Origin of the sequence: uncultured Fibrella sp., assembly GCF_964250085.1 — a bacterium.
GTDB lineage: Bacteria > Bacteroidota > Bacteroidia > Cytophagales > Spirosomataceae > Fibrella.
The window spans coordinates 224,905-249,628 of sequence record NZ_CAXUEC010000008.1 but is presented as its reverse complement, the minus strand read 5'-3'; the positions used below and the strand labels follow the sequence as shown (position 1 = coordinate 249,628).

Annotated in this window: 15 protein-coding genes; 9 read left to right on the top strand and 6 right to left on the bottom strand. The window is 50.3% G+C overall.

From position 1 onward, the window contains the following. Nucleotides 1-135: 135 nt before the first annotated feature. Entirely contained in the window at nt 136-2,406 is a 2,271-nt protein-coding gene (locus ACFE8Q_RS22560) for a PAS domain-containing protein (RefSeq protein ID WP_375447712.1), read from the top strand. 57 nt (nt 2,407-2,463) lie between these two features. Here the strand turns inward: ACFE8Q_RS22560 and ACFE8Q_RS22555 are convergent, their stop codons facing one another. The 3 genes from ACFE8Q_RS22555 to ACFE8Q_RS22545 all read right to left on the bottom strand — a co-directional run bounded on the left by ACFE8Q_RS22555 (nt 2,464) and on the right by ACFE8Q_RS22545 (nt 6,112). Beyond that, nucleotides 2,464-3,648, bottom strand: coding sequence for a zinc-dependent alcohol dehydrogenase (locus ACFE8Q_RS22555; protein WP_375447711.1), 1,185 nt, complete (start codon nt 3,646-3,648; stop codon nt 2,464-2,466). A gap of 19 nt (nt 3,649-3,667) precedes the next feature. Then, nucleotides 3,668-4,525 carry an SRPBCC family protein gene (locus ACFE8Q_RS22550; protein ID WP_375447710.1) on the bottom strand — a complete coding sequence of 286 codons (858 nt, stop codon included), beginning with the start codon at nt 4,523-4,525 and terminating at the stop codon, nt 3,668-3,670. A gap of 222 nt (nt 4,526-4,747) precedes the next feature. Continuing rightward, the gene (locus ACFE8Q_RS22545; protein WP_375447709.1) at nt 4,748-6,112 is read right to left on the bottom strand and encodes a sigma-54-dependent transcriptional regulator; all 1,365 of its coding nucleotides are present in this window, start codon (nt 6,110-6,112) and stop codon (nt 4,748-4,750) included. 679 nt (nt 6,113-6,791) lie between these two features. Here ACFE8Q_RS22545 and ACFE8Q_RS22540 point away from each other — a divergent pair. Both ACFE8Q_RS22540 and ACFE8Q_RS22535 read left to right on the top strand, forming a co-directional pair. Further along, nucleotides 6,792-7,931: an FIST signal transduction protein gene (locus tag ACFE8Q_RS22540; protein ID WP_375447708.1), complete on the top strand. Its 1,140-nt coding sequence runs from the start codon at nt 6,792-6,794 to the stop codon at nt 7,929-7,931. After that, nucleotides 7,918-11,304 (top strand): PAS domain S-box protein, encoded by a 3,387-nt coding sequence (locus ACFE8Q_RS22535; RefSeq protein ID WP_375447707.1) that lies wholly within the window; start codon nt 7,918-7,920, stop codon nt 11,302-11,304. The genes ACFE8Q_RS22540 and ACFE8Q_RS22535 overlap by 14 nt, the downstream gene beginning before the upstream one ends. Before the next feature lie 17 nt (nt 11,305-11,321). Here the strand turns inward: ACFE8Q_RS22535 and ACFE8Q_RS22530 are convergent, their stop codons facing one another. Next, nucleotides 11,322-11,678 carry a hypothetical protein gene (locus ACFE8Q_RS22530; protein WP_375447706.1) on the bottom strand — a complete coding sequence of 119 codons (357 nt, stop codon included), beginning with the start codon at nt 11,676-11,678 and terminating at the stop codon, nt 11,322-11,324. A 351-nt stretch (nt 11,679-12,029) separates the two neighbouring features. Here ACFE8Q_RS22530 and ACFE8Q_RS22525 point away from each other — a divergent pair, with 351 nt between their 5' ends. After that, nucleotides 12,030-14,510, top strand: coding sequence for an HRDC domain-containing protein (locus ACFE8Q_RS22525; protein WP_375447705.1), 2,481 nt, complete (start codon nt 12,030-12,032; stop codon nt 14,508-14,510). 9 nt (nt 14,511-14,519) lie between these two features. On the opposite strand, the gene ACFE8Q_RS22520 is transcribed toward ACFE8Q_RS22525, so the two are convergent. Next, nucleotides 14,520-16,148: a CotH kinase family protein gene (locus ACFE8Q_RS22520; RefSeq protein WP_375447704.1), complete on the bottom strand. Its 1,629-nt coding sequence runs from the start codon at nt 16,146-16,148 to the stop codon at nt 14,520-14,522. A gap of 211 nt (nt 16,149-16,359) precedes the next feature. Between ACFE8Q_RS22520 and ACFE8Q_RS22515 the strand changes: the two genes are divergently transcribed. The 5 genes from ACFE8Q_RS22515 (at nt 16,360) to ACFE8Q_RS22495 (ending at nt 22,299) form a co-directional block, all read left to right on the top strand. Further along, nucleotides 16,360-18,186, top strand: a complete 1,827-nt coding sequence (locus tag ACFE8Q_RS22515) for a tetratricopeptide repeat protein (protein WP_375447703.1) — start codon at nt 16,360-16,362, stop codon at nt 18,184-18,186. Next, the gene (locus ACFE8Q_RS22510) at nt 18,179-19,081 is read left to right on the top strand and encodes a DUF4292 domain-containing protein (protein WP_375447702.1); all 903 of its coding nucleotides are present in this window, start codon (nt 18,179-18,181) and stop codon (nt 19,079-19,081) included. Before ACFE8Q_RS22515 ends, ACFE8Q_RS22510 begins: the two co-directional genes overlap by 8 nt. A gap of 128 nt (nt 19,082-19,209) precedes the next feature. Further along, entirely contained in the window at nt 19,210-20,592 is a 1,383-nt protein-coding gene (locus tag ACFE8Q_RS22505) for a murein hydrolase activator EnvC family protein (RefSeq protein ID WP_375447701.1), read from the top strand. 109 nt (nt 20,593-20,701) lie between these two features. Further along, nucleotides 20,702-21,520, top strand: coding sequence for a 3-methyl-2-oxobutanoate hydroxymethyltransferase (panB, locus tag ACFE8Q_RS22500; protein ID WP_375447700.1), 819 nt, complete (start codon nt 20,702-20,704; stop codon nt 21,518-21,520). A 47-nt stretch (nt 21,521-21,567) separates the two neighbouring features. Beyond that, a complete protein-coding gene (locus ACFE8Q_RS22495) occupies nt 21,568-22,299 on the top strand; it encodes an RluA family pseudouridine synthase (protein ID WP_375447699.1) in 732 nt (243 codons plus the stop codon). A gap of 662 nt (nt 22,300-22,961) precedes the next feature. Here ACFE8Q_RS22495 and ACFE8Q_RS22490 read toward each other — a convergent pair. Next, entirely contained in the window at nt 22,962-24,680 is a 1,719-nt protein-coding gene (locus ACFE8Q_RS22490; protein WP_375447698.1) for a GMC oxidoreductase, read from the bottom strand. Between the last annotated feature and the right edge of the window lie 44 nt (nt 24,681-24,724).

Below are 24,724 nucleotides of genomic sequence, written 5' to 3'. Positions count from 1 at the left end.
AAGTGGTGGTTACCCCTTTGCTATTTATATTAAAACTATGTTGCCTGACAAGCCTATTATTTCGTAAGAGCGTGACTTTCTGTACATTCGCAGATTGTACTCAATGGCTTTTCCAACGATGTACTCAACGCTTATATGATTTCTTCCTACCCTGCTTCTGACATACCTGATTTATTGCTTGGCCTCCTGGATGGATCACCCAATGGCGTTGTTGCCTACCAGCCGATCCGCGATGAGAACGGTGTTGCTGTTGACTACAAAACAGTGTATTACAACGCGCAGGCACAAAAGCTGTTGGGCTATACTGAGCTTGATTTTACACAGAAAACCTTGTTTGAGCGTTTCCCGGAGGGACGTATCTACGAACAACAGTACTTCACGTTAATTCAACAAAATCAGCCGTTCATTTACGAGTCGTTTTTCAAGCGGGCACAATGCTGGCTGGAGATTCAGGCCCGTCGGCTTGGCGATGGCTTCTTCCTGCTGCTGCGCGATATAACCGATCGAAAAACGGCTGAGGCCTCCCTCATTAAGCAAAATCAACTCCTCGACGGGGTCATCAATACATTTCTAAGTGGTATCACTGCGTTTGAGGCCGTATCAAATGAACAGGGCGAGGTCGTCGACTTTCGAGTAACATTGATCAATGATGGGGCGCTGCAATTAAGTGGTGGTCATACGCGTGATCAAATGCTGGGGAAAACAGTCACCGACTTATTTCCTCAGACTCAGGAGCAGGGTATGCTCTTAAATTACCTGTCTGTTTATAAAACCGGCCAGCCAATCAGGGCCAGTCACTTTTATCCAATTCCCCGAAGGTGGATCGATCTCTCGATCCAAAAGACAGTGAATGGCCTGTTGGTCACGTATAATGACATAACAGAGCAAAAACAGGCTGAACAACAGTTGCAACAAAGTGCTACTATGCTTCAGAACGTACTGGACGGCGTACAATCCGGGGTGCTATCCTATAAATCTGTTCGTAACGACGCAGGGCAAATTATTGATTTTGAGCTACTCTCGGCCAATCAGCAAGCGTGTCAGATAATGCAGCAACCAGCCGATCGGCTGGTTGGTCAACGAATGCTGGCCCTCTTTCCAGCTAAACGGAACAATGGACTTTTTGACCGCTACATAACAGTTGTCGAGACAGGCGAGAAGCAACAGCTAGAACAGGAATTCAGGGAAGATGGCCTCAACGCCTGGTTCGATATTACCGCTATCAGGCAGGACGATGGACTTGTGCTGACCCTGCTCGATATTTCGGAGCGAAAACAGGCCCAGGTCGATTTAGCCCGACAAACAGATCAGTTGACGGCCATCTTTGAGTCATCGCTGAATGGTATTGTTGCCATGCAGGCCATTCGGGATACTGAAGGCAAACCCATCGACTTTTTGATGGAAGCTGCCAACAGCGCCACGGCCGTTATTACCGGACGAACACCTGCCGAAATTGTTGGCACCCGCCTGCTGACCACCTTTCCCGGAAACGTTGACGCCGGTTTTTTCGCCCTCTATCAGCGGGTTCTCACTACTGGTACACCAGAACAGACTACACAATATTACCAGGATCAGAAGGGCCTTGAAGCCTGGTTTGATGTATCGGCTGTGCGGCAGGGTACCGAACGGGTTGTTGTCACATTCAGCGACGTTACGGCGGCTCATCAGGTACAACAGCAGCTACGCGATTCGAACCAGAGCCTTGAAGAGTTTGCCGGTGTAGCCAGCCATGATTTACAGGAGCCATTGCGAAAAGTGCAGTCGTTCGGTAATCTTCTTTCCCAGCAATATGGCCCTAATCTGGACGAATCCGGCCAGGATTTGATCAGACGTATGCAAAACGCGGCCGACCGCATGGCTGCCCTGATCCGTGACCTGCTCGCTTACTCCCGTTTGACGAACCAAAACGAACCGGCTGGCCCACTGGATTTAAATGCATTGGTCGCCGACGTACTGAATGATCTGGAGACTCGGGTGGCCGAAAAAAACGCCACTATCGACGTTGCCCCCTTACCCGTCATACAGGCGCGTGCACTGACGATTGGGCAACTATTGCAAAACCTCATTGGCAATGCCCTCAAGTTCTCCCGCCCAAATGTGCCCCCTCATATTCGCATCAGTGCCGAACGGGTTCAGGGAAAGACGCTGCCAGTTCATCTGGCTTCCCAACAGGCTACTACATACTGGGCAATCCGCGTAGCTGATAACGGCATAGGGTTCGACGACCGCTACAAAGACCGAATATTTGGTGCTTTTCAACGACTCCACAGCCGCAGTAGTGCCTACCCCGGAACAGGTATCGGTCTGGCTATCGTGAAAAAAGTGGTGGAGCAACACCACGGCACCATCGAAGCGCAGAGCAAAGTTGGCGAAGGGTCTATCTTTACCATATACTTACCGGCGTAGCCGGAACATTGTGAATGGCCAATGCAGGCTATGTCGCGCTGGCCATTCACAATTGCGTTAAGCGAAAGTGCCGCTGGGCAACAAGACGGCTTTCAGGATACCATCGGCCCGCCGGTTGAAAGTATCGTAGGCCGTCATTCCCTGTTCGAGCGTGAAGGTATGCGTGAACATGTACGACGGGTCTACTTCGCCCTTCTCGATATGCTCGAACAAACGGGGAATATACTTTTGGGCGTGTAGCTGTCCCATTTTCCAGGTCAGTCCTTTGTTCATCGCCGCGCCCATCGGTATGCTATCGACAAAACCGCCGTATACGCCAACTATTGACAGATTACCTCCTTTCTTGGCCGCAATGATCATCTGCCGCAACACCAGCGGGCGGTCACTTTCGATTCGGACAAACTGCTTCGCTTTGTCCATATAGTACTGGAAACTATCGTCAACAGCTTCTGTTCCGACGGCGTCGATGCAGCAGTCAACACCCCGGCCAGCGGTCATTTCTTTCAAGGCCTGAAGCACATCCACTTTCGAGAAATCGAGAATTTCGGCCTTGCAATGCGCTGCTGCCAAAGCCAGACGGGCCGGTTCACGGTCGATGCAGATGACGCGACCCGCGCCCTTAAGCCAGGCACTTTGCATGGCCATCTGCCCAACGCCGCCAGCCCCCCAAACGGCCACCACATCGCCTGGTTTTATATCGGCCATATCGGCCGCCATATATCCCGTCGGAAACGCATCGGCGCAGGCGATGGCCTGATCGTTGCGAATACCTTCGGGCACAACAAAACAACCTTTGTCGGCAAAAGGAACCCGTACATACTCAGCATGACCGCCCGCATAACCGCCAAAGGAGTGAGAGTATCCGTAGAGTGCCGCTGGTGAATCGCCAAACATCGGCTCAACCATGTAGGCATTGGGGTTTGAGTTATCGCAGAGCGACCACGACTCATTCTGGCAATAGGCACAGTCGCCGCAGCCAATACTGGCAGCCACCACCACCCGGTCGCCGCGCTTCAGGTTCTTCACGCCCGGCCCAATCTCTACAACCTCGCCCATAAACTCATGGCCAATAATATCGCCCGCCATCATGGTAGGGATGTAGCCGTTGAGCAGATGCAGATCAGAGCCACAAGTAGCGGAGCCTATCACGCGAAGGATAGCGTCCTGCGCATCAACAATGAACGGGTCGGGAACACGCATAGCGCGCAGATCATAACGACCCTGAAAAGTAAGTGCCTTCATAACGTTTAAAGTTTACTTTTTAGATGATTGCGTTTAACGCGTTTTCTTTATCGGTTTTGGGGCTGATCGACTGTGTCTGGGGCTGGTCTGTCGGTTGGCGCAACGCCGGGTTGATCCGCTCTGGCTCGCGACCGGATGGCCCTTCGTTTGATGGGATCATGCCGGTTTCCATGATGCGCTTGAACCGACGGATATCCTCTTTCACCATCTGGCGAAAAGCCGGTTGCAGCAGTTTGGCTACCGACGTACCCAGTTGGCCGGCGGGCGGCGTATAGCGAATGGTCACGTGGACTTCGGTGCCCCGATTAGGCGGTGCGTCCTGGAAACGTACCTCGCCGGCATTATCGACCGTGGCATCGGCCACCGAACGCCAGATCAGTTTTTCGTTTTCAACCTCTTCCACAATCTCGGCATCCCATTCGATATTACCGATGCTCTCGATTTTTTCGGTGCCCGGCACTGGTGCCACCCAGTGTGAACGGCGGTCGTCTAATTGCGTTACTGATTGCAGATGCTTCATGAACTTGGGTAGGTTCTCAAGCTTCCGCCAGTACTGATAGACCTCGTTGCGGGGTTTATTGATGGTGATGCTGCGGCTGATTTCGAGCGGCTCTACCGTACTATCTTCGGCCGTATTCCGACCAACGGCCTGACTGATCGGACAAAAGCCGGAGGCACCACGAAATGCCAAATAGCCACCCACTGTTGCCAATAGCCAGCTACCGCGTCGCGCACCAATGGTGGTTAGCAATGCCCCTGCTGCTGCTGAGATGATCCGCTCGGTATGGCCAACATTGACCGTACTGGAGCCGGTCGCATAGGGCCGGATAGACGACATCCCTTTAAGGTCGCCCATCGCAAACTGTTTTTCTGCCATGATGATTGGGTTGTTAGAGTATTCTACCAATCAACTTGGCTAATCCAGATGAGTTACGGTATACTGAGTGAGTGGGAAACAGGGCCGCGCCTGGTTGGCCAGGTACGTTGCCTGAACAGGCTGGTGAATGATCGCTTCCAGTGGCTGGTTTTCTTCAGCCAGTGAGCTTATTCGTCAGACAACGGCGTTGCAGAGGCACGATTCATCGGCATAACGATCTATTCAGGACAACGAAAGCTCGTTATTCTGAATCATCTTGTAGATAGTTGATTTGCCAACGTCCAGCTTCTCAGCAACCAGCACCACGTTGTTATCATATTTTTTCAAATACGATTTGATCACCTGAACCGTGTAATCGCGCAGGGTCTTCTCTTCCCCATAGATCGACACCTCATCCGACTCAGAGGCGAGCAGGACATCTTCCTGTCTGATCTCACTTCCATCGCACATAACGGCGGCCAACTGCATCACCGATTTCAGTTCCCGAACGTTGCCCGGAAAGCGATACCGCAACAGTTTGTCGGTAGCCGCCGGGGAAATGGCCATGCCAGGCAGGCGGTTCTCTTTGCAAAACTCATCCAGGAAATGGCGGGCTAACAACATAATATCAGTAGACCGTTCACGTAAGGGCGGTAACGCAATGGGTAAACCCAGAAGCCGATAGTACAGATCTTCCCGAAATCGCCCCTGCCTTACTTCATCGAGCAGGTTTTTGTGCGACGCAATCACAAGCCGGATATCGAGGGGTATTTTTTCCGTACCACCCACCCGGACCAGCTCCCGTTCCTGCAACACACGGAGTAATTTACTTTGTAAGGACAAGTCGAGTTCGGCTATTTCGTCCAGAAAAAGTGTGCCTTTGTTGGCTTCTTCAAATCGCCCGATTTTTCGGCTAATAGCACCGGTAAATGATCCTTTTTCGTGACCAAACAACTCACTTTCGGCTAGTTCCAGCGGAATTGCCGCCATATTGACCGCCACAAACGGTTTTTTCTTCCGGTCAGAATGATAGTGAATTGCCTTGGCAACCAGTTCCTTTCCAGAACCCGTTTCGCCGGTAACAGACACGTTGATGTTGGTGCGAACCGCCTTTTCGACCAGTGAAAACACCTTCCGAATAGCCGGGCTGCTGCCTTTTATAATGGAGCTGAAGTCGTATTTCTGCCCTAGTTCCTCGCGTAAATGCTCAATTTCCTGCTTGAGCGACTGGTTTTCCCGAATCTTCAGAATAGCATTCCAGAGAAGATCTTTTGTTCGGTCATCTTTCACGAAGTAATCGTATACCCCGGCCTGTAGCAAGCCAACGGCCGTTTCAACGTCTTTCTGACCGCTGATGACAATAACAGGTACGTCGGGTAGCCGCTGCTGAATACGTCGAAACAAATCCGACCCGTTGGTATCAGGCAACGAGTAATCGATCGTAATCAGGTCGGGTGTACACGTACCCAGATAAGTCAGGCAGTCTTTTCCGCTGGTAAACCGATGAAGCTCATAATCAGGATTCAACGATAACTGATACGTTAGCACTTCGCCATACCACGGATCATCTTCAACAATGAAAATACGATAGGTCCTTAAATCATTCATCCAACGAGCAATATTAAATAATGTACGTATTACAGGAGGCTGATTTAGTTATACATGGGTGAACAAGGCCTCAATTTCTCTGCCTGTAGATTACCACGCTTTAATTGCTTTTTGAGTTTACCCATTTACCAGCGTCTTTACCAGCCGGTAACTTGTTGGGAATACAGGGCTCAATTGCCTTATCGCGGTATAGGCAACGACCAGCTAACCTGTGCTAAAAATACAACAGATACACTCAACAAGAGTGAAACTATTAATGAAAAAAGTAACAAACGAGTATAGACATCTACTAATCATAGTGTAATCTGCGAATGTGCAGGCTGGTGTTTCAGCAGCGAACCCACAACGTACCTGGACCGGCAACCGAGGTGATGCTTAAACAGGTAGCCGATCGTCGATCACGCCTGTTGTTCAGGAAAACAAGCAGGCTTAAAGCCAGGACAATTGGCGATTAAAGAACCGCTGTAAGGCATGCACAAAAAAGACGTTTCAAAAGACAAGTAAGAAACGGGCAGGCGTTTTTCCGAAAAATGGAGTTTCTATTCCGAATCCTGGAAACCAGTGCCCAGCTTCCATAGCTAAGGCGCTGATTATCTGCGGCAAATCAGACACATGCTGACTGGTATGATTTTTTATAAGGTAATCTTTTCATCCATATTTTTCCAGCAGCCCACTTAGTATGACTACCTCATTCTATCAATTCTCGGAGGACACCTGGTCGAGACATCCGGGAGGCCTTCTGCTAACTGATGATGAGGCGCAACTGGTTCTTTGCTTTGCAGCGAAGGAAATTCTCCAGACCAGTACTATCTATGAGACAGTCCAGCTCAAGTTTCCGAATGCAGATATAGCGATGACTAGTACTGCCGGAGAAATTTATCAGGATACGGTACAGGATAATACGATGGTGGTGGTTGCCATGCGATTTAGTGGCACCCAAATTGAAACGGCTTCAGTGAGTATAACCGATTTCAAAAATAGTTTTGAAGCAGCCAAACAACTGGCCAACACCCTGGTAGCCGACGATCTAGCTTACTTACTGGTGTTATCCGATGGCTGTCTGGTCAATGGAAGTGAACTGGTGAAAGGCTTCACGGCAGCAGCCAAACAGGTACCGGTAACGGGTGGCCTGGCGGGCGATGCCGCCGAGTTCAAATCTACGCTGGTTGGTTTGAACGAGCAACCAGCCGAAGGCAAAATAACAGCGATAGGCTTTTACGGAAAAAAACTAGTGGTAACGCACGGGTCGAAAGGCGGATGGGATGTGTTCGGGCTGGAAAAGGAGATTACCAAATCAGAGAGTAACGTATTGTACGAAATCGACCGTGAAAATGCCCTGGCACTTTACAAGAAGTATCTGGGTACGGATGCAGAAGACTTGCCTGGCTCTGCCCTGTTATTTCCGCTGTCGGTTACCGTTCCCGGTGCTGAGAAACCCATAGTCCGCACCATTTTATCGATTGATGAAGAGCGGAAATGTATGACATTTGCTGGTGACGTTCCAGTTGGTTCTAAAGTGCGCTTTATGAAGGCAAACTTTGATAAGCTCACTGCCGCCGCCGCCACAGCAGCCCAAAAGACTAAGTTTGTCAATAATCGCAGGCCAGACCTGGCTTTGCTAATAAGCTGTGTGGGTAGAAAGCTCATATATGGCCCCCGAATCGACGAAGAGGTAGAGGCTGTGAATGATATATTAGGAAGTGACGTGCCAACAATAGGCTTTTACGCTAATGGTGAAATTTCTCCTTTTTTTAACGGAGGCAGTTGTCAATTGCATAATCAGACTATGACTATCACTTCTTTTTATGAGCTACCATAAGCTTTTATCGAAGCAGATCACCAAATTTTTGCCCGATGAGCTTCTTAAAAACCCAGGCATTACCAAGTTCCTGGAAGTAATCAGCGATTCGTACAAAGCACTCGATAGAGATAGAGGTTTAGCCGAGAGAGCGTTTGTCATTAGTGAGGAAGAATATGTACAGCTACATGATAAACTTAAATATGAGATTGACGTAAAAAAGCTATCCATTGAGAAGTTAAAAGAGGCAGTAAGCACAATCTCAGGCGTCGACGTAAAAAATGATTCGGATGATTTATTGACGATTGCCCGTTTACTAAACCAACAGGTTACAAAGCGTAAAAATGCAGAAGAGGTATTTACATCACTTGTCGCCAACATGCAAAGCGGCATACTGCTGGAAGATGAAAACCGAAAAATAGTATTTACAAATTATGTTTACTGCCAACTATTTGATATAAATAAAACACCCGAACTTCTAAAAGACTCATCCTACATCGATACAATTGACCAGACGAAAAACTTATTCAAATACCCTGATTTATTCATCGATCGTGTCAACGAATTAGTCGCTAAAAGAAAGCTCGTCAAAGGTGATATACTTGAACTTGCAAACGGAAATATCTATCAACGTAATTATATACCTATCTATATAGACGGCAAGTATAAAGGTCATTTATGGAGTTATACTAACATTACAGAACGCAAAAAAAATCAGGATGCCCTTGAGCAGAGCGAACTAAAAAACCGCCTGATCATGAATGCCGCTTTAGACGCCATTATAACCATTGATAAAGGCGGTTTAATTACCTTCTGGAATCCACAGTCAGAACATATATTCGGGTGGAAAGCCGACGAAGTTATAGGAAAAAAGATATCAGACGTCATTATCCCGGATGTTCACCGTGCTAACCACGAACGGGGCATGAAGCATTATTTGGAAACCAGTCACGGGCCTGTTCTGGGGAAACAAATGGAGTTGCCCGCCGTAAAAAAAGACGGAGCAGTATTTCCTATCGAATTGTACATCATGTCTGTTAAGCAGGGTAATGACGAATTCTTCTGCTCATTTATTAGAGACATTTCAGAACGCAAAAAAAACGAGGCAGAGCTGGAAAGGCTATCACTAGTGGCTAGCGCCAATAAAAATGGAATTGTTTTTGTTGACCTTACCGGGAAAATAGTCTGGTCAAATGAGGGGTTCGGTAAACTGACGTTATACAGTAATGACGAAATTATTGGCCGCACGCCCATTGAACTTTGTCGGGGTACTTTCTCTGACAGGGCTAGTGTGAAAATAATGCTTACTGCCTTTGAACAAGGCCAACCTTTTGATATTGAAGGCATTCACTATAGAAAAGATGGGACCTGGTTCTGGGGGCGAACCAGCGCCCAGCCAGTAATAGGTCAACAGGGGAGTGTCTTACACTATTTCTCGATGATTGAAGATATATCGGCTGAGAAAGTAGCACAACTCAAGTTGAAAGAATATGAAGAACGGCTACGAATGGCATTAACCAATGTTGGTGACAACTATTGGGAACATGATTTCAGAACAGGAAAAACTTATTTTTCCAATCCAAGTAGTAGCATGTTGGGTTACCAGCTTACCGAGGCGACGAATGTAGCTCAGTTGTGGTGGAGCCGCGTGCACCCTGATGATAAAAAGATTCTCGAGTTGAGTGATAAGCAGTATAAAGCGGGCCTTATCAGCAATCATCATTACCAATACCGTATGGTTCATAATGATGAAACAGTGCATTGGGTACTCGACAGAGGCGTTGTTACAGAAAAAGATGAGCAAGAAAAACCGCTTAAAATTATAGGTACCCATATTGACATTACTCGTCAGAAACAACTGGAGCTGGAGCTAACCTACGCTAAAGAAGTAGCAGAAGAATCGACCAAAGCTAAAGAGTTATTCCTGGCAAATATGAGCCACGAAATACGCACGCCGATGAACGCGATCATGGGCATGGCTAATCAGTTATCTAAAACACAACTCAATTCAGATCAGCAATTTTACTTGAGTACCATCCAATCGGCAACGGATAATTTATTGGTCATCATCAATGATATTCTTGATCTGTCGAAAATCGAAGCTGGGAAACTCACACTGGAGACAATCGGCTTCGAGCCTAAACTGGTTATTGGCAGAGCCATGCAGGTGATGATGCACAAAGCCGAAGAAAAAGGTTTGGCCTTTACCAATTCGTTTTGCGACAGCCATTTATCACCCGTTCTTATCGGCGATCCATACCGGCTCAATCAGATCCTGCTTAACCTTATTTCCAATGCCATAAAATTCACTGAGAAAGGGACCGTTGATATTAAGTGCCATGTGCTTGATGAAGACGAAACAACCCAACTCATCAAAGCAACTGTAAGTGACTCAGGTGTTGGCATGCACGATTCGTTTTCCAGGACGATCCTCCAGAAATTCAGGCAGGAAGATGCCTCTATTACCCGCCGTTTCGGCGGCACTGGGCTTGGCCTCAGTATCTGCAAAAACCTGGTTGAACTGATGGGCGGCACCATGCATGTCGACAGCAAGAAAGGGCTGGGTACGTCTGTTTCATTTACTATCCCTTTCTACAAAGGAACCCAGGATAACCTACCCGTGAAAGCACCCGATCAGGTAGATACTAGTCTGATTGCAAGAAAACGCATCCTGGTTACCGACGACAATGAAATGAACCGGCTGGTCGCGTCAACCATTCTGTTGAACTACGGGGCTATCATTGAGGAAGCTCATAACGGATTGGAAGCCCTGGAACAGTTGCAGCAACAGCCATTCGATCTGGTGCTCATGGATGTGCAGATGCCAGTAATGGATGGTGTAGAAGCAACCAGGGCCATACGTACCAGCATTAGTGAGGAACTGCCGGTGATTGCCCTTACCGCTTTCGCCCTGAAAGGTGACTGCGAAAAGCTCTTGGCAACGGGCATGAGCGACTATCTGTCGAAACCGTTTGAGGAAACACAACTGCTGGCGGTTGTGGCAAAATGGTTGGCCAGAGCAAAGCCTTTTCTTCCTGATGAAGAAGAACAGGCCTTGCCTTTGTTTGACCTGTCTGCGCTACGTGGCATTGCAAAAGGCGACGAGGCCTTCGTTTCTAAAATGGTTAGCCTCTTTATGGATTATGGCCCCGCATCGGTGCAGGAAATAAAAGATGCCTACACCACCAGGGACTTCGACAAAATTAGAAAGACAGCTCACCGCTTTAAACCATCGATCGACAATCTGTGTATCGCATCGCTGAAAGATGACATCAGACTGCTTGAAAAAGAAGCGGGCAATTCTCTGCCCCTCGAACAGCTTGAACAACTGATAGCTAAACTCGATGCCGTCATTACGACGGTACTAACTGAACTGCGAACAGCGAATCTGTAACGTCAACCAGTTCATTATCAGGCGTGAACACGTACAGGAGCGAACGACGGAATACCTGACTGTGAGTAGGATAAGGCCAGCGTCTCCTGACGCAAGTTGGCGGCGACTGGCGGAGCCAGGTCGATTTTCAGGAAGAAGCTTTTATCGGCTTTTGTGTTGTACCAAAGTGTCATTTTACGGGTTGGCCCCGCCGTACCGGTGAACAAAGCCCAACGAACAAGCTGGGTACGTCGCATCAAGCTATAGCCCATCTCGGTGGTATAGAACGTAATGCGCCCCTGAGCTACCCAATTGCCCAGCCTCAGGCGAAACAGCAACCGGACCAACCAGACAAACGCCTGCGCCCGACGGCTGCCCGCAGAATAAAAACGCATAAAATCGGGCTGGTATGCCAGTACCATACCAGCGCATAAAAAGGGCTCATACAGCGTGTATAAGCTCTTTTTAGCTAAATTACATTCCACGTCCGGGACCGGATTTCCAGAAGTCGGAAAAGGAAAATATAGTCAGGCAGGGCGCAGATCGGGCTTTTTCCATCGAAATAATCAGTTCACTATCAATAGCTTACGAATAGCAGACCGACCAAATCGGCTATCCGTTGAAATCATATTCCTGAATCTGGAAGAGTGCTTAACCGTTAACTTTGTCGTACTAAGCCCATGATCTGCGTCTTTAGCTGAGTTGATCTGTTGACCTGGTACAAACCCGCTTTTTCCCGTAACCACTTGGCCACTCTATCCCCCATTCCCAACGAACGCCTTGAGCTGGCCCATAACTACGTGCTCCACACCAACCAGAACGTGTTTCTGACCGGGAAGGCAGGCACAGGAAAGACCACGTTCCTGCATCAGGTGAAGCAACTGACAGCCAAGCGACTGGTTGTCGTAGCTCCTACGGGCGTGGCGGCAATCAACGCGGGGGGCGTCACCATCCACTCGCTGTTTCAGCTACCGTTTGGCCCAATCATCCCCGGTGATCAGGACCAACTGAACCGAAAATTCAACAGCGAAAAAATCAAGCTGCTCCGCACGCTTGATCTGCTTGTCATCGACGAAATAAGTATGGTCAGGGCCGACGTGCTCGACGGTATCGATGCCGTGTTGCGGCGTTACCGGGGCGGCGACCGGCCGTTTGGTGGCGTACAGTTGCTGCTCATCGGTGATATGCAACAGTTGCCGCCCGTTATTCGCGACGAAGACTGGGCGCTGTTGCAGCCCCATTACCAGACGGGCTATTTTTTCAGCAGTCAGGCTCTCCAGCAAACGGAGTACGTTTCCATCGAACTCACCCACATCTATCGCCAGTCAGACCAGCGTTTTATCGACCTGCTGAATGGCATTCGGGAAAAGACGATCACGGCTGAAGGTCTCGCCGACCTGAACCAGCGATACGTACCTGACTTTTCGCCCGACGATGAAGCAGGTTACATCACCCTTTCGACCCATAACAACACCGCCCAGCAGATCAACAGCCGCAAACTGGCCGAACTGCCCACGCCCCTGCGCTTCTACACCGCCACGGTCCTCGACGATTTTCCCGAACATATGTACCCCACCGAGTTCAAGCTTGACCTGAAAGTGGGGGCGCAGGTGATGTTCATCAAAAACGACGTCTCGCGCGACAAGCTGTTTTATAATGGAAAGATTGGCCGGATCATCGCGTTTGGCGACGATTACATCGAAGTAAAATGCCCCGGCGAATACATGACCATCGCTACTAGTCCGGTTGAATGGCAGAATATCCGCTACACGCTCGACCCCACCACAAAGGCTATCAAAAGTGAGATCATCGGGTCGTTCATGCAATTTCCGCTCCGGCTGGCCTGGGCCATCACCGTGCATAAAAGTCAGGGCCTGACCTTCGAGCGGGCCATCATCGACGCGGGAAAGGCCTTTGCACACGGGCAGGTATACGTGGCCCTCAGCCGGTGCAAAACGCTGGAGGGGCTGGTGCTGCAAACCCCAATCCCGGCCAGCAGCATCAAGACCGAACATAACCTAGAACGCTTCCACGCCGACGTGCAGGAACGTACCCCCACGGAGCAACACTTCCAGAGCGCCAAACGGGTGAATCAGGAGCAGCGGCTCTACGATCTGTTCTCGTTTGAACAGGCGGCTTACTGGCTGGGACGTACCCGGAAAGTGGTGAGTGATTCGGCCCGGAGCCTGCCCATGACCCTGGTGCCCGAACTCACCGAACTGGCTGCGCTGCTGACCGACAAAGCCCGACTGATGGCGCATCGCTTTCAGAAGCAACTGCCCGAGTATTTCGCCCAGGAGCCTATGCCCGAAGCCAACGAGGCGCTTCAGGTACGTATCCGAAACGCCAGCGTCTATTTCCACGACCTGCTCACCAACGAACTATTACCAAAGCTCCGCGAACTGCCCACCGACTCAGACAATAAACAGGTACGTACCGCCCTGCTTGAATACCTCGACGAAACCGAGAAAGCCCTGGTCGTTAACCTGGCCACCTTCGCCAAATGCCGCGATGGGTTCGATGCCCTGCGCTGCGGCGAAGCCCGCAACCGCGCCGAACTCGACTTTGTGCCTGCCCGCAAACAGGTCGGCACGCCAACGGCTGGCCTCCGCGCCAGAAGCACGACTGGCCGGGGCAATCGCGATGATTCGAAGCCCAGCGCCCTGTATTTCGAGCTGATGAAGTGGCGCAACAATATGGCGTCGGAACACAATGCCACGGCCTACCAGATCATGGCCCAGCAAACGCTGACCGAGATTGCCCGGGTACGTCCCGAAACCATTGAGCAACTGGCAAAAATCAAGGGCCTCGGTAAAGCCAAAGCCAAGCGCATCGGCGATGAGTTGCTCACCATCATTCGCAATAACCCCGACTACGGCAGTGCCAGCTACAGTACCGCCAACCGGCCGGGCACACCTCAAAGTCAGCCCGGTAACGTACCCGGCGCAGCAGCGCATGAGGCAACGCTCGTGCTGTTTCTGGGTGGCAAATCCATCTCCGACATTGCTACGGCACGAGGCATATCGCCACAAACTGTTGAAAACCACCTGGCAGTTTGCATCCGCGAAGGCAAAATCCCCGTAGAAATCGTCGTACCGGCGGACAAATTAGCGCTGATCTACAGCACGTTCGGCACCGAACGGCCGCTCAGCCTTACCGAAGCCGTGAAGACATTGCACAACCAGGTGACCCAACGCGAACTACGCCTGGCCTACGCCGATGGCTGAGAGTAGCCATCAGTAACGCACAATCACCTTTGATACAGGTCCATTCTGCGTGGTTATCGTCAGCAGGTACATACCTGGCCCACGGGTGAATTGATCGGCCGAGAGGGTGCGCTCAAACGTACCTGCGGGCTGAGTCTGCCACTGAACCTGATGCAACAGGCGGCCCTGCATATCGGTTAAAGTTAGCACTACGTCGGTGGAAACGGGTACGGGTAGTGTGATTACAATATCACCGACCGACGGATTAGGGCCAAGGCGCAACGCGTTGGGTTCTGTTGCCAGTGGAGCTACACCAAATGATTCAATGGCGACGTCCATCCAGCTCAGGCGCTGGGTGATCCAGTCTTTCAGGTAATCAACCTCTTTTTGATACGTTGGCCCGACATACCCATTAGGCCACACATAGACACCGATTACGGGCCATTTCACGAAGTTTCGGGTACGTGCCTCCGTTACCAGTGCTGTCGTTGAATCGACAAAAGTGCTCAACCGCTGCGGTGTCAATACGCTCTGGCGCAACAACTTATATTTCTCCTTTACCTTCCTGCCAAACGTCAGGTCCTGCAATAGCCGATTCCACCAGAATGGTATCTGATACATATCCTTCGGGCATACGGTATTGAAATCGAAGGCCCAGCCTCTGTAGCTGTTTCCGTCGCAATAGTCAGCGTTTCCGTAGGTGAGGTTATAATCCCAGATAGGTCCCATGACTAGCTTAGGGCTTTTCGAATCGCGGTCTTTGTAGAAATAGGCACTCAGCCGGTAGCCGTCTACATTCTTGCAAACCTCCGTGAGAAGCAGATAGTCGATGAACGAATCTTCGTCGATAAACTTCCGAAATCCTTTATCTGGATCAATAAAATCAGGATCATTCAGAGCGTTTTCAAAGTCGGTTACATACTGTTTGATATACTGAACCTGTTCCTCGGCCAGATCGTCGGGTTTCGGGCGGTCAATCTGAATCTTCACCGGCACACGGGCCAAGCCAGCGGTGTAGGGCGATGTCCAGGTACGTGAAGCAGAGCCTTCTGTCTTATCGATTTTTAGAATATAGCCCCCCGTCAAGGCATCGCCGGTGATGTCTGTTTTTTTGATGCTGCTGATATTTACCCGGTTTTTGTCCCGTTTCAGGCGTTCCATCAGAATATAAATGCCCCGATACTCGCCGTTTAGCACCAATTCACAGTATCGAAATCGGGAGGCATAGTACTTACTCATCTTTCGGTAGAAGTCGTACGTCAACGTTTCGCGCACCAGGGTTTTATCGTTGTAGGTCGCGTTCAGAATCCAGTCGCTCTCCGACGGCATGCCAAGCACCGATTTAGTCACCGAATTCAGGCCGGTCGAGTCGCGGAGTTCAATGCCATACGGCTTTTTCGGAAAGAATTGCTGCGAGGTAGCTCCCCGCAGTTCGATACCAATCACACTACTGAACGAAGCCTTGTCTGTCAGCACATTACGCTTTCCTGCACCATTGTCGATGATACGCATGTCGGCCACAATCTTTGGGTCGTCGACAATCGCAGACCCGCGTGTATCGATCAGAATAATGGGCAGGTTGGAGTCTGTAAACGGCTGACCTGCAGCCAGCAGGGGCAGCAAAAACAGACCCAGTAAAAGAAAGCGCGGAACAGACATTGAATGTGGCGAAGACAGTGGAGCCAACTGGCTCTATGTGAAAGGCCCGGCCCATCCGCCAGTTACTTGTCGTGCTGGTACGGCGTTTGCTCATAGAAGCAAGTAGAGAAAACGTAGTTTGCTGGTTTGGGTGTACATTTGTTTAGCTTACCTAAGCTATATTTCAGCAATACCAGACTGGACCGGGGCGTTGATAGTGTATTTACTCGTTATGCCATTGATTTTCACATCCTGTAGCCCGTTTACTCCAGCTTTTCCTGGAGTTCGGAACCTGTGGCCCCACCTGCTGGTCGGTTTGGCTCTCTGCCTGCCCGTTGCTACGCTGGCCCAACGCAAACCCAATACGACTTCTCCACCGGTTTCGGTGACAGCCATCGACAATGGGGCTATTGCTCAACCGGCCGTAAAGTCAGACAAGGCCGTTGCCGAAGAAACCGAGTTTACCGATGCGTATCGGTTTCTACTCGTCGATGAACCAACGAAGGCGATCGATGCGCTCGAGAAAATGGTGGCTAAGAATCCGGCCAACGCCGCTACACAGTATGCGCTGGCTTCGGCAATGATCAAGGCCGGAAAACCCACTGAAGCACTTCCCCACGCACAGAAAGCCTACCAGCTCGACAAATCGAACGCCTACTACCTCTTGCAGGTAGCCGAACTATATGTCAAGCAGAAGCGCTACCCCGAAGCCGAAGAACTGTACGAGAGCTTGATCGCGAAAGGCTCCGAAACGATTGAATACGGTGTTGAACTGGCCGCTATTTATCTCTTCGACGATAAGCCGGATAAAGCCCTGGCTACCTACGACCGCGTAGAAAAAGTAATGGGCCTGAACGAAGAAATCACCCGCCAGAAGCAGCGCATTTATTTAAAGCAAAATAAAGTCGACAAAGCCATTGAAGAGGCAGAGAAGCTCATTGCCTCCGAACCCGCCGACCCCGATTTCCTGGTTGAAGGGGCCGAACTGTTGATGGCCAACGACCGCGTGCCGCAGGCAATCAACTGGCTCGAACGTGCGCTTAAACTCAACCCCGACAGCCCACAGGCCAATATGATGCTGGCCGACATCTACCGTCGGCAGGGTAATCTCGACAAGTCGAATCAGGCCATACAGAAGGTATTCGCCAATCCGAACCTGGAAGCTGGTTTGAAAGCCCGGATTCTGTCGAGCTACGTAGGTGCTGCCGGTGACAGCCCTACCGCCAAACAGGATGCCCTGAAAATGGCGCAGGAATTGACCCGCCAAAACCCCAACGATGCCAAAGCCCAGGTGATGATGGCCGACCTGTTGATGCAACAGGGGCAGAAAGCCGAAGCCCGCGATGCGTATGTCCGTGCCGCCCGTCTCGACCCATCGGTATATGAAGTATGGGGTGCTATTGTACAGCTCGACGGTGAACTAGCACAGGTCGACAGCATTTTGACGCATACTGAAAAAGCGCTGGAGGTATTCCCCAACCAGGGGCTGCTCTGGTACTCCAACGGATCGGCTAACCTCTACAAACGTCGTTATCAGGAGGCTATTGACGCGCTTGAAGAGAGCCGTAAACTGCTGGCGTCAAACGAAAAGATCCAGCCTGAAATAAACGGTCAGCTAGGCGACGCCTACAATGGCCTTCGCGACTATGCGCATTCCGACGAGGCGTATGAGGCCGCACTCAAGCTAGACCCGACAAATGACCGGGTGTTGAACAACTACAGCTATTTTCTGTCTTTGCGCAAAGAGAACCTGCCTAAAGCAAAAAGTATGTCGACAAAACTGGCTGAACTTCATCCAACCAATGCAACGTACCTGGATACTCACGCCTGGGTGTTGTATGTGATGAAAGATTACGTCGGTGCAAAGAAGTTCTTAGAAAAGGCCATTCAGTCTGACCCTGCCAACGTAAGTGGTACAGTTCTGGAACATTATGGCGACGCGTTATTCCAGTCAGGCGACAAAGCCAAAGCCATTGAACAATGGAAATTAGCCAAGCAGAAAGGGGGAGCCAGCGATCGGATCGACCAGAAAATTGCGGGCGGAAAATTATATGAATAGAGTTTTGTTGTATGCCTTTCTGGCAAGCGTGCTGTATACCCAGGCCGGTTGCCATCGCCAGCGTCTTAAAAATACCCCACGCGCTGACTCAATTAAAGCCGATACGGTGGCCATGAGCCAGCCGCAGGCAGCCACTTCCACCAGTGCACCAACACCAACGCCCCCCATAACCAGCAGTGCTTCGCCACCAGTGAGCAGTACGGCCTTTACCCGGCCAGGCATAGAAGAAGCCCGCGCAAACGTATCGGAGATTGACTTCAAGTACCTCACAGCCAAGTCAAAGCTATCGTTCAAAAGCAAAACACAGGACATCAGCAACGCCAACCTGAATCTGCGCGTCCGTAAAGACAGTGCCATCTGGATCAGCATATCTAAAGTGGGCATTGAGGCGGTTCGAGCCCTGATCACCCGTGATTCAGTAGCGATCATGGATAAATTGGAACGTCGATACGCCATCTACGACTTTCCAACCCTGAGCCGCCAGTTCAACTTTGACATGAATTTCGACCTGCTTCAGGCGCTGATCGTCGGAAATCTCCCATTGCCAAAACGACCCGTTCAAAAGATCAAAAACGAACGCGATTATCTATTGCTTCGGCAGAGTGCCGGCAAAGTCCTGGTCGAAAACTACATCGGCGAAAACGACCGGAAGCTTAAACGGTTGATGGTGACCGAACAACCAACGAAGAACGCGCTTCGCCTCGACTACGAAGATTTCAACGCGCTCAATAACTTCCTCTTTCCTTATTCCAGTCTGGTCACGCTCGATTATAAATCAGAGACCGATGGGCAGTTTTACCAGACCCTGATTCGGATTAAACATAACAAGGTCGAATTGATCGATAAAGACCCCGGTTTTCCGTTTACCATCCCGGCCAAATATCAACGTAACTAAAGTCTGGAAGGGTAATCAGCGTAGTCGAGCACGATCTGGAAAGTCGTTTTAAGGAGTTAATCCGATTTTCCCGACCCTGCTCGACTACGCTGATTACCCTTCCAGACTTCTTTCGACTATTTTTGCTCATGCGCCTATTTCTCTTGCTCATCATCACTTTACTGACCGCTCTCCCACTGCTTGCTCAGAAACGGGACCGGCAGGCGTTGGAGCGCGAAAAAAAGAAGAACATCGAGCAATTGAATGAACTGCGTGAAGTGCTGAAGAAGACATCGTCGGAAAAGCAAGTATCCATTGGACAACTCAAAGCGCTGACCGCTCAGATCGACGCCCAATCAAGGCAGATCAACTTACTGTCTGACGAAATCAAATTGAGTGAAGTAGAAATTTCAGACCTTCGCAAAGCAAGTCAGGCCCTGAACCGGGACCTCGATAAACTCCGTGCTGAATATGCCCAGATGATTTACGCCGCCGACAAACGCCGTCAGCAGTTGAATCCACTGGGTTTTTTGTTTTCGTCCGAAAACTTCAACCAACTAGTTGCCCGGTTTCGTTATCTGAAGCAGTATGCCAAGGCACGCCAGACCCAAAAACGGGAAATGGAAACGGTACAGACGGAGTTGACGGGTAAGCGAACAGCAACTGAACAGAAACGTCGGCAGCAAACAGTTGTATTGGGCACCAAAGTTCGGGAATCAGAGAAGCTTGAAGACCTGAAGCAGGATAAGAACAAGGTTGTTCAGCAGTTAAGCCAGCGCGAAAGTGAGCTACGAACCGAACTTGCCGAGAGCAAAAAGAACATCAATCGGCTGGAAAACATGATCACCACGATCATTGCTCGTGAAGCCCGCGAACGGGCCGAGCGCGCCGCCCGCGAGCGGGCCGAACGTGAGCGACTCGCCAAAGTAGAAGCCGCCCGACTAGCCGCTGAACGTCGTGAAGCAGAACGTCGCCGCGCCGACGCCGTTGCCAAGGCCAAAGAAGAGGGCAAGCCTGCGCCGCCACCCGTTGTTGTTATTCCCGCTCCTGATCTGGGCGTCGCTAAATCAGACAATACACGTACCCCCAGCAACCTCAACCGCGAAGAACTGGCTCTTGGCTCGTCGTTTGCGGCTTCGCGTGCCCGGTTGCCATGGCCTGTTCAGCGCGGCTTCGTCTCCGAGCGGTTTGGGGTTCATCCTCACCCGGTGCTCAAAGGACTAAAAGTGTCCAATCCGGGCATTGATATTCAAACTAATGCGGGCGAGCCAGTACGAGCGATCTATGATGGCATTGTCATGAATGTTGAATACGTTATGGGTAGCCAAAACGTGGTGGCCATTCAGCATGGTGATTATTACACGATCTACGCCAAGCTTAAAGACGTGACGGTAAAAGTGGGTGAACGTGTGAAAGCGCGCGAAAACATTGGCACCGTGGGTACAGACAGCCGGGGTAATGCCGAGTTGCAATTTCAGATCTGGAAAGAGTTTGCCAAAATGAACCCCGAATCCTGGCTGGCACCCAGGTAAACAAGTTTACTGTTTTCCGTTTACTGTTTTTAGTTGCTCCACTCTTTAGCGGGCGTAACGAATAAGCGGCGCAACTGAAGACTGTAAACGGAAAACAGTAAACTAGAAAATGTCCGTTCACAATCCCGATATCAAACGCGTCACGACCCACACTCTTCAGGAGTTGAAAAGCCGGGGCGAAAAAATTTCAGCCCTCACGGCATACGATTACTCTATGGCACGGGTTGTCGATGCGGCTGGTGTAGAAGTCATTCTGGTTGGCGATTCGGCCTCCAACGTGATGGCTGGGCACGAGACAACACTGCCCATCACACTTGATCAGATGATTTATCATGCCGGCTCAGTAGTACGGGCTGTCAAACGGGCGCTGGTCGTGGTTGATCTGCCTTTCGGCTCTTACCAGGGGAATTCATCAGAAGCCCTGCGGTCGGCCATTCGGATTATGAAAGAGTCGGGAGCACACGCCGTAAAAATGGAAGGTGGCCACGAAATTCGTGAATCAATAACCCGCATTCTGAGCGCAGGCGTACCCGTTATGGGGCATCTGGGCCTCACTCCCCAGTCAATTTATAAGTTTGGCACCTATGCCGTCCGGGCTAAAGAAGAAACCGAAGCACAGCAATTGATCGACGATGCGCTGATGCTCCAGGACATTGGCTGCTTTGCCACGGTCCTGGAAAAAATCCCCGCAGCACTGACCAAACAGGTATCGGAACAACTCGCGATCCCAACTATTGGCATCGGTGCCGGGCCAGACGCCGACGGCCAGATTCTGGTTATTCATGATATGCTGGGTATCAACAAGGAGTTCAAACCAAGATTCCTGCGTCGCTATGCCGACCTGCACACCGCCATGCTGGAAGCCATCACGCATTACGTTGATGATGTGAAAGCCAATGATTTCCCGAACGAATCGGAAGCGTACTGAGTTGATTTAAAACCGATAAGGACTCCAAGACCTTATCGGTTTATCGTATGAAGAAGCGCGTACCCTATTCGGTGGTTTACGAAGATAACCACCTCCTGATCGTCAATAAAGAGCCTGGCGTGCTCGTGCAGAGCGATCGCACCGGCGATATATCGCTTACTGAACTCCTTAAAGAGTATATTAAAGAACACTACAATAAACCTGGTGATGTGTTTCTTAACCCTGTTCATCGCCTCGATCGCCCCGTAAGTGGACTGGTTGTTTTCGGACGTACCTCGAAGGCGGTTGAGCGGATGACGGAACTGTTTCGGAAGCGTCAGATTCAAAAAACGTATTGGGCCGTTGTTCGCCAGCACCCCGCTGAAAAGAAAGGAAAGCTGGTGCATTACCTGATCAAAGACGAAGCAAAAAATCAGGTTACGGCCTACGATACTGAAGTGCCCGGCTCACAGCGGGCCGAGCTATCCTATCGGCTCCTGGGCAAGATCAATGAGCATTATTTACTGGAAGTTGAACCGTTGACAGGTCGTCCACACCAGATCCGGGTTCAGTTGGCGGCAATGGGCTGTCCTATCCGGGGGGATGCCAAATATGGTTATGACCGCGAGGTACCCGATAAGAAGATATACCTTCACGCCCGTCGTCTGTACTTTATTCATCCAGTAAAGAAAGAACCGCTCATCCTGCGCGCCGGCCTTCCTGTTGACCCATTCTGGGAGGAGTTCCTGGAGCTTGACAATGAGGAATTCAAAGACAAAAATCTGGATTTCATCTTTTAATTGGTTTGCCGAGCGATCAGTCTTATCGTAAAAGAGGGACGTACCTGAGTCAGGTACGTCCCTCTTTTACGATAAGACTGATCGCCACTGAAGCATGAAGGCGCTGACAAGGCATAGCAGTCTTGTCAGCGCCTTTCTATATACGCGCTATTGATAGCAACCCAATCAGGCTTCCGTCTGTACTGACGTGCTTGTTGGCTTGTAACTAATGTCAATACTCATTTGATCGATTACCCGCTCAGCCATGAGAACTGCTCCACGAAGGGCACCGAACACCATGCAAAGTGGCAATAGTATGGGCAGAAACAATACCCATTGCAAAATCATGTACAACCGAATCGTTCTCATCTCTCTTACAGGTATTATGGGTTGGTCACTTAACTAGAAGCTACTAACATCTTCTATTCAAAACTTATGCCAACTTTAGCTACGATGGTAAAATTTGTTCTTTCAAAGTTAATCTTGACATAATACAAAAACAATAGTCTATTCACCAATTCGTCTATTAAATTAATTAATTTAGCTTAAGGTCAATCAAACATGCCTATAAGTTTACTAGAAGCTTACACGTAACCGTTTGATAATAAGTCAATTCCGTTAAAAAAAATAATACCCAGACCGTATGAAAGTCTGGGTATCAATGGCATATTGGCGTTATTTATCTACAGATTCTGTTTCTTCAGCTCCTTAACAGCGAAATCAGCAGCCCGTGCTGTGAGCGCCATATACGTTAACGATGGGTTCACGCAGGACGCTGAAGTCATAGCGGCACCATCTGTAACAAATACGTTTTTCACCGCGTGAATCTGGTTGTTAGCGTTCAGGACCGACGTTTTTGGGTCACGACCCATCCGGGCTGTCCCCATTTCGTGTATCCCGATACCCAGGTTTTTAGATTCGTCGTTGTAACCCTTCACGTTTTTCAGACCGGCGGCCTCCAGCATCTCTACGGCGTCGTTCATCATATCTTTCCGCATCTTTTTCTCGTTCTCGCCGTAAGCGGCGTCGAATACGATCAGCGGCAACCCCCAACGGTCTTTCTTATCCGGCGACAGCGTCATGCGGTTGTTAGGGTCGGGTAACACTTCGCCAAAGCCACCAATGCCTATCGTCCATGGACCAGGCTTGGTGAGGTCTTCTTTGAAGTCAGCACCAAACCCATCTGTACCAGTACCCCGGTTCCAGCCCGACCGGCTGGCCGCTCCCTGATAACCAAAGCCACGCAGGTAATCGCGCTTGTCGCCGTCCCAGTTGCGGTAACGCGGAATGTAGATTCCGTTTGCCCGCCGACCATAGTAATACTGATCTTCCATGCCCTCGAAGTCACCGTTGGCGCCTACACCGAGGTGGTGATCCATAATGTTACGGCCAAGCTGATCTGAATCGTTACCCATTCCGTTGGGGAACCGGCTCGATTTTGAGTTCATCAGAATAGAGGTGCTGCCAAAGGCAGATGCATTCACAAAGATGATCTTCGCATAATACTCACGAACGGCTTTCGTATTCTGATCGATGATGCGAACGCCCGTAGCCCGGCCTTTTTTCTCATCATATAGCACTTCAGAAACAATCGAGTCGGGGCGGAGCGTTAACCGGCCAGTGGCCATAGCGGCTGGCAGCGTAGATGACTGGGTGCTGAAATACGCCCCGAATGGGCAACCACGCATACACTGATTCCGATACTGGCAGGCCGCACGACCAAGGTTGGTATGAACAGCCTTAGGATCGGTCAGGTGGGCCGTACGACCCATCGTAATCGTCCGCTTCCCAAATGCCTTTTCAACCCGGGCTTTCACCTCCTTCTCTACGCAGTTCATCTGCATTGCTGGCTGATAGTTACCATCCGGCAATACGCTGAGGCCATCTTTAGAGCCGCTTACACCTGCGAAACCTTCCACATAGGTATACCAGGGAGCCAGATCTTTGTACCGGATGGGCCAGTCGACACCAACGCCTTCTTTGAGATTGGCCATGAAGTCTTCCTCATTATGGCGGTAGCTCTGCCGCCCCCACATCAGCGAGCGTCCACCCACATGATACCCACGAATCCAGTCCATCGGACGTTTTTCGATGTATGGATTCAGCGAATCATTTTCGAAATGGTGACGCCACTCTTCGTTGTTGGTGTACCCCGTACGCTGACCCGCCCAGTACTCTTCGGCGGCCAGGTTGGTTACCCGCCCGCGGTGCGGGAAATCCCAGGGATTGTTGGTAGCCGTTGTGTAGCCTTCAACGTGCTTAATGTCGCGGCCGCGTTCCAGCATCAGCACGCGTAGACCTTTCTGGGTTAGTTCTTTTGCCGCCCAGCCACCTGATATGCCCGACCCAACCACGATTGCGTCGTAGGTCATGTCTTTCTGGGCGTCGATATTGAGATTCATCTTCTTAAAGTTTGCAGTTTGCCGTTTACCGTTTTCTGTTGCTT

Coding starts and splice junctions, on each gene's coding strand:
- ACFE8Q_RS22560 (WP_375447712.1), top strand. CDS start 136: ATGATTTCTTCCTACCCTGCTTCTGACATACCTGATTTATTGCTTGGC.
- ACFE8Q_RS22555 (WP_375447711.1), bottom strand. CDS start 3,648: ATGAAGGCACTTACTTTTCAGGGTCGTTATGATCTGCGCGCTATGCGT.
- ACFE8Q_RS22550 (WP_375447710.1), bottom strand. CDS start 4,525: ATGGCAGAAAAACAGTTTGCGATGGGCGACCTTAAAGGGATGTCGTCT.
- ACFE8Q_RS22545 (WP_375447709.1), bottom strand. CDS start 6,112: ATGAATGATTTAAGGACCTATCGTATTTTCATTGTTGAAGATGATCCG.
- ACFE8Q_RS22540 (WP_375447708.1), top strand. CDS start 6,792: ATGACTACCTCATTCTATCAATTCTCGGAGGACACCTGGTCGAGACAT.
- ACFE8Q_RS22535 (WP_375447707.1), top strand. CDS start 7,918: ATGAGCTACCATAAGCTTTTATCGAAGCAGATCACCAAATTTTTGCCC.
- ACFE8Q_RS22530 (WP_375447706.1), bottom strand. CDS start 11,678: ATGCGTTTTTATTCTGCGGGCAGCCGTCGGGCGCAGGCGTTTGTCTGG.
- ACFE8Q_RS22520 (WP_375447704.1), bottom strand. CDS start 16,148: ATGTCTGTTCCGCGCTTTCTTTTACTGGGTCTGTTTTTGCTGCCCCTG.
- ACFE8Q_RS22515 (WP_375447703.1), top strand. CDS start 16,360: ATGCCATTGATTTTCACATCCTGTAGCCCGTTTACTCCAGCTTTTCCT.
- ACFE8Q_RS22510 (WP_375447702.1), top strand. CDS start 18,179: ATGAATAGAGTTTTGTTGTATGCCTTTCTGGCAAGCGTGCTGTATACC.
- ACFE8Q_RS22505 (WP_375447701.1), top strand. CDS start 19,210: ATGCGCCTATTTCTCTTGCTCATCATCACTTTACTGACCGCTCTCCCA.
- panB (WP_375447700.1), top strand. CDS start 20,702: ATGTCCGTTCACAATCCCGATATCAAACGCGTCACGACCCACACTCTT.
- ACFE8Q_RS22495 (WP_375447699.1), top strand. CDS start 21,568: ATGAAGAAGCGCGTACCCTATTCGGTGGTTTACGAAGATAACCACCTC.
- ACFE8Q_RS22490 (WP_375447698.1), bottom strand. CDS start 24,680: ATGAATCTCAATATCGACGCCCAGAAAGACATGACCTACGACGCAATC.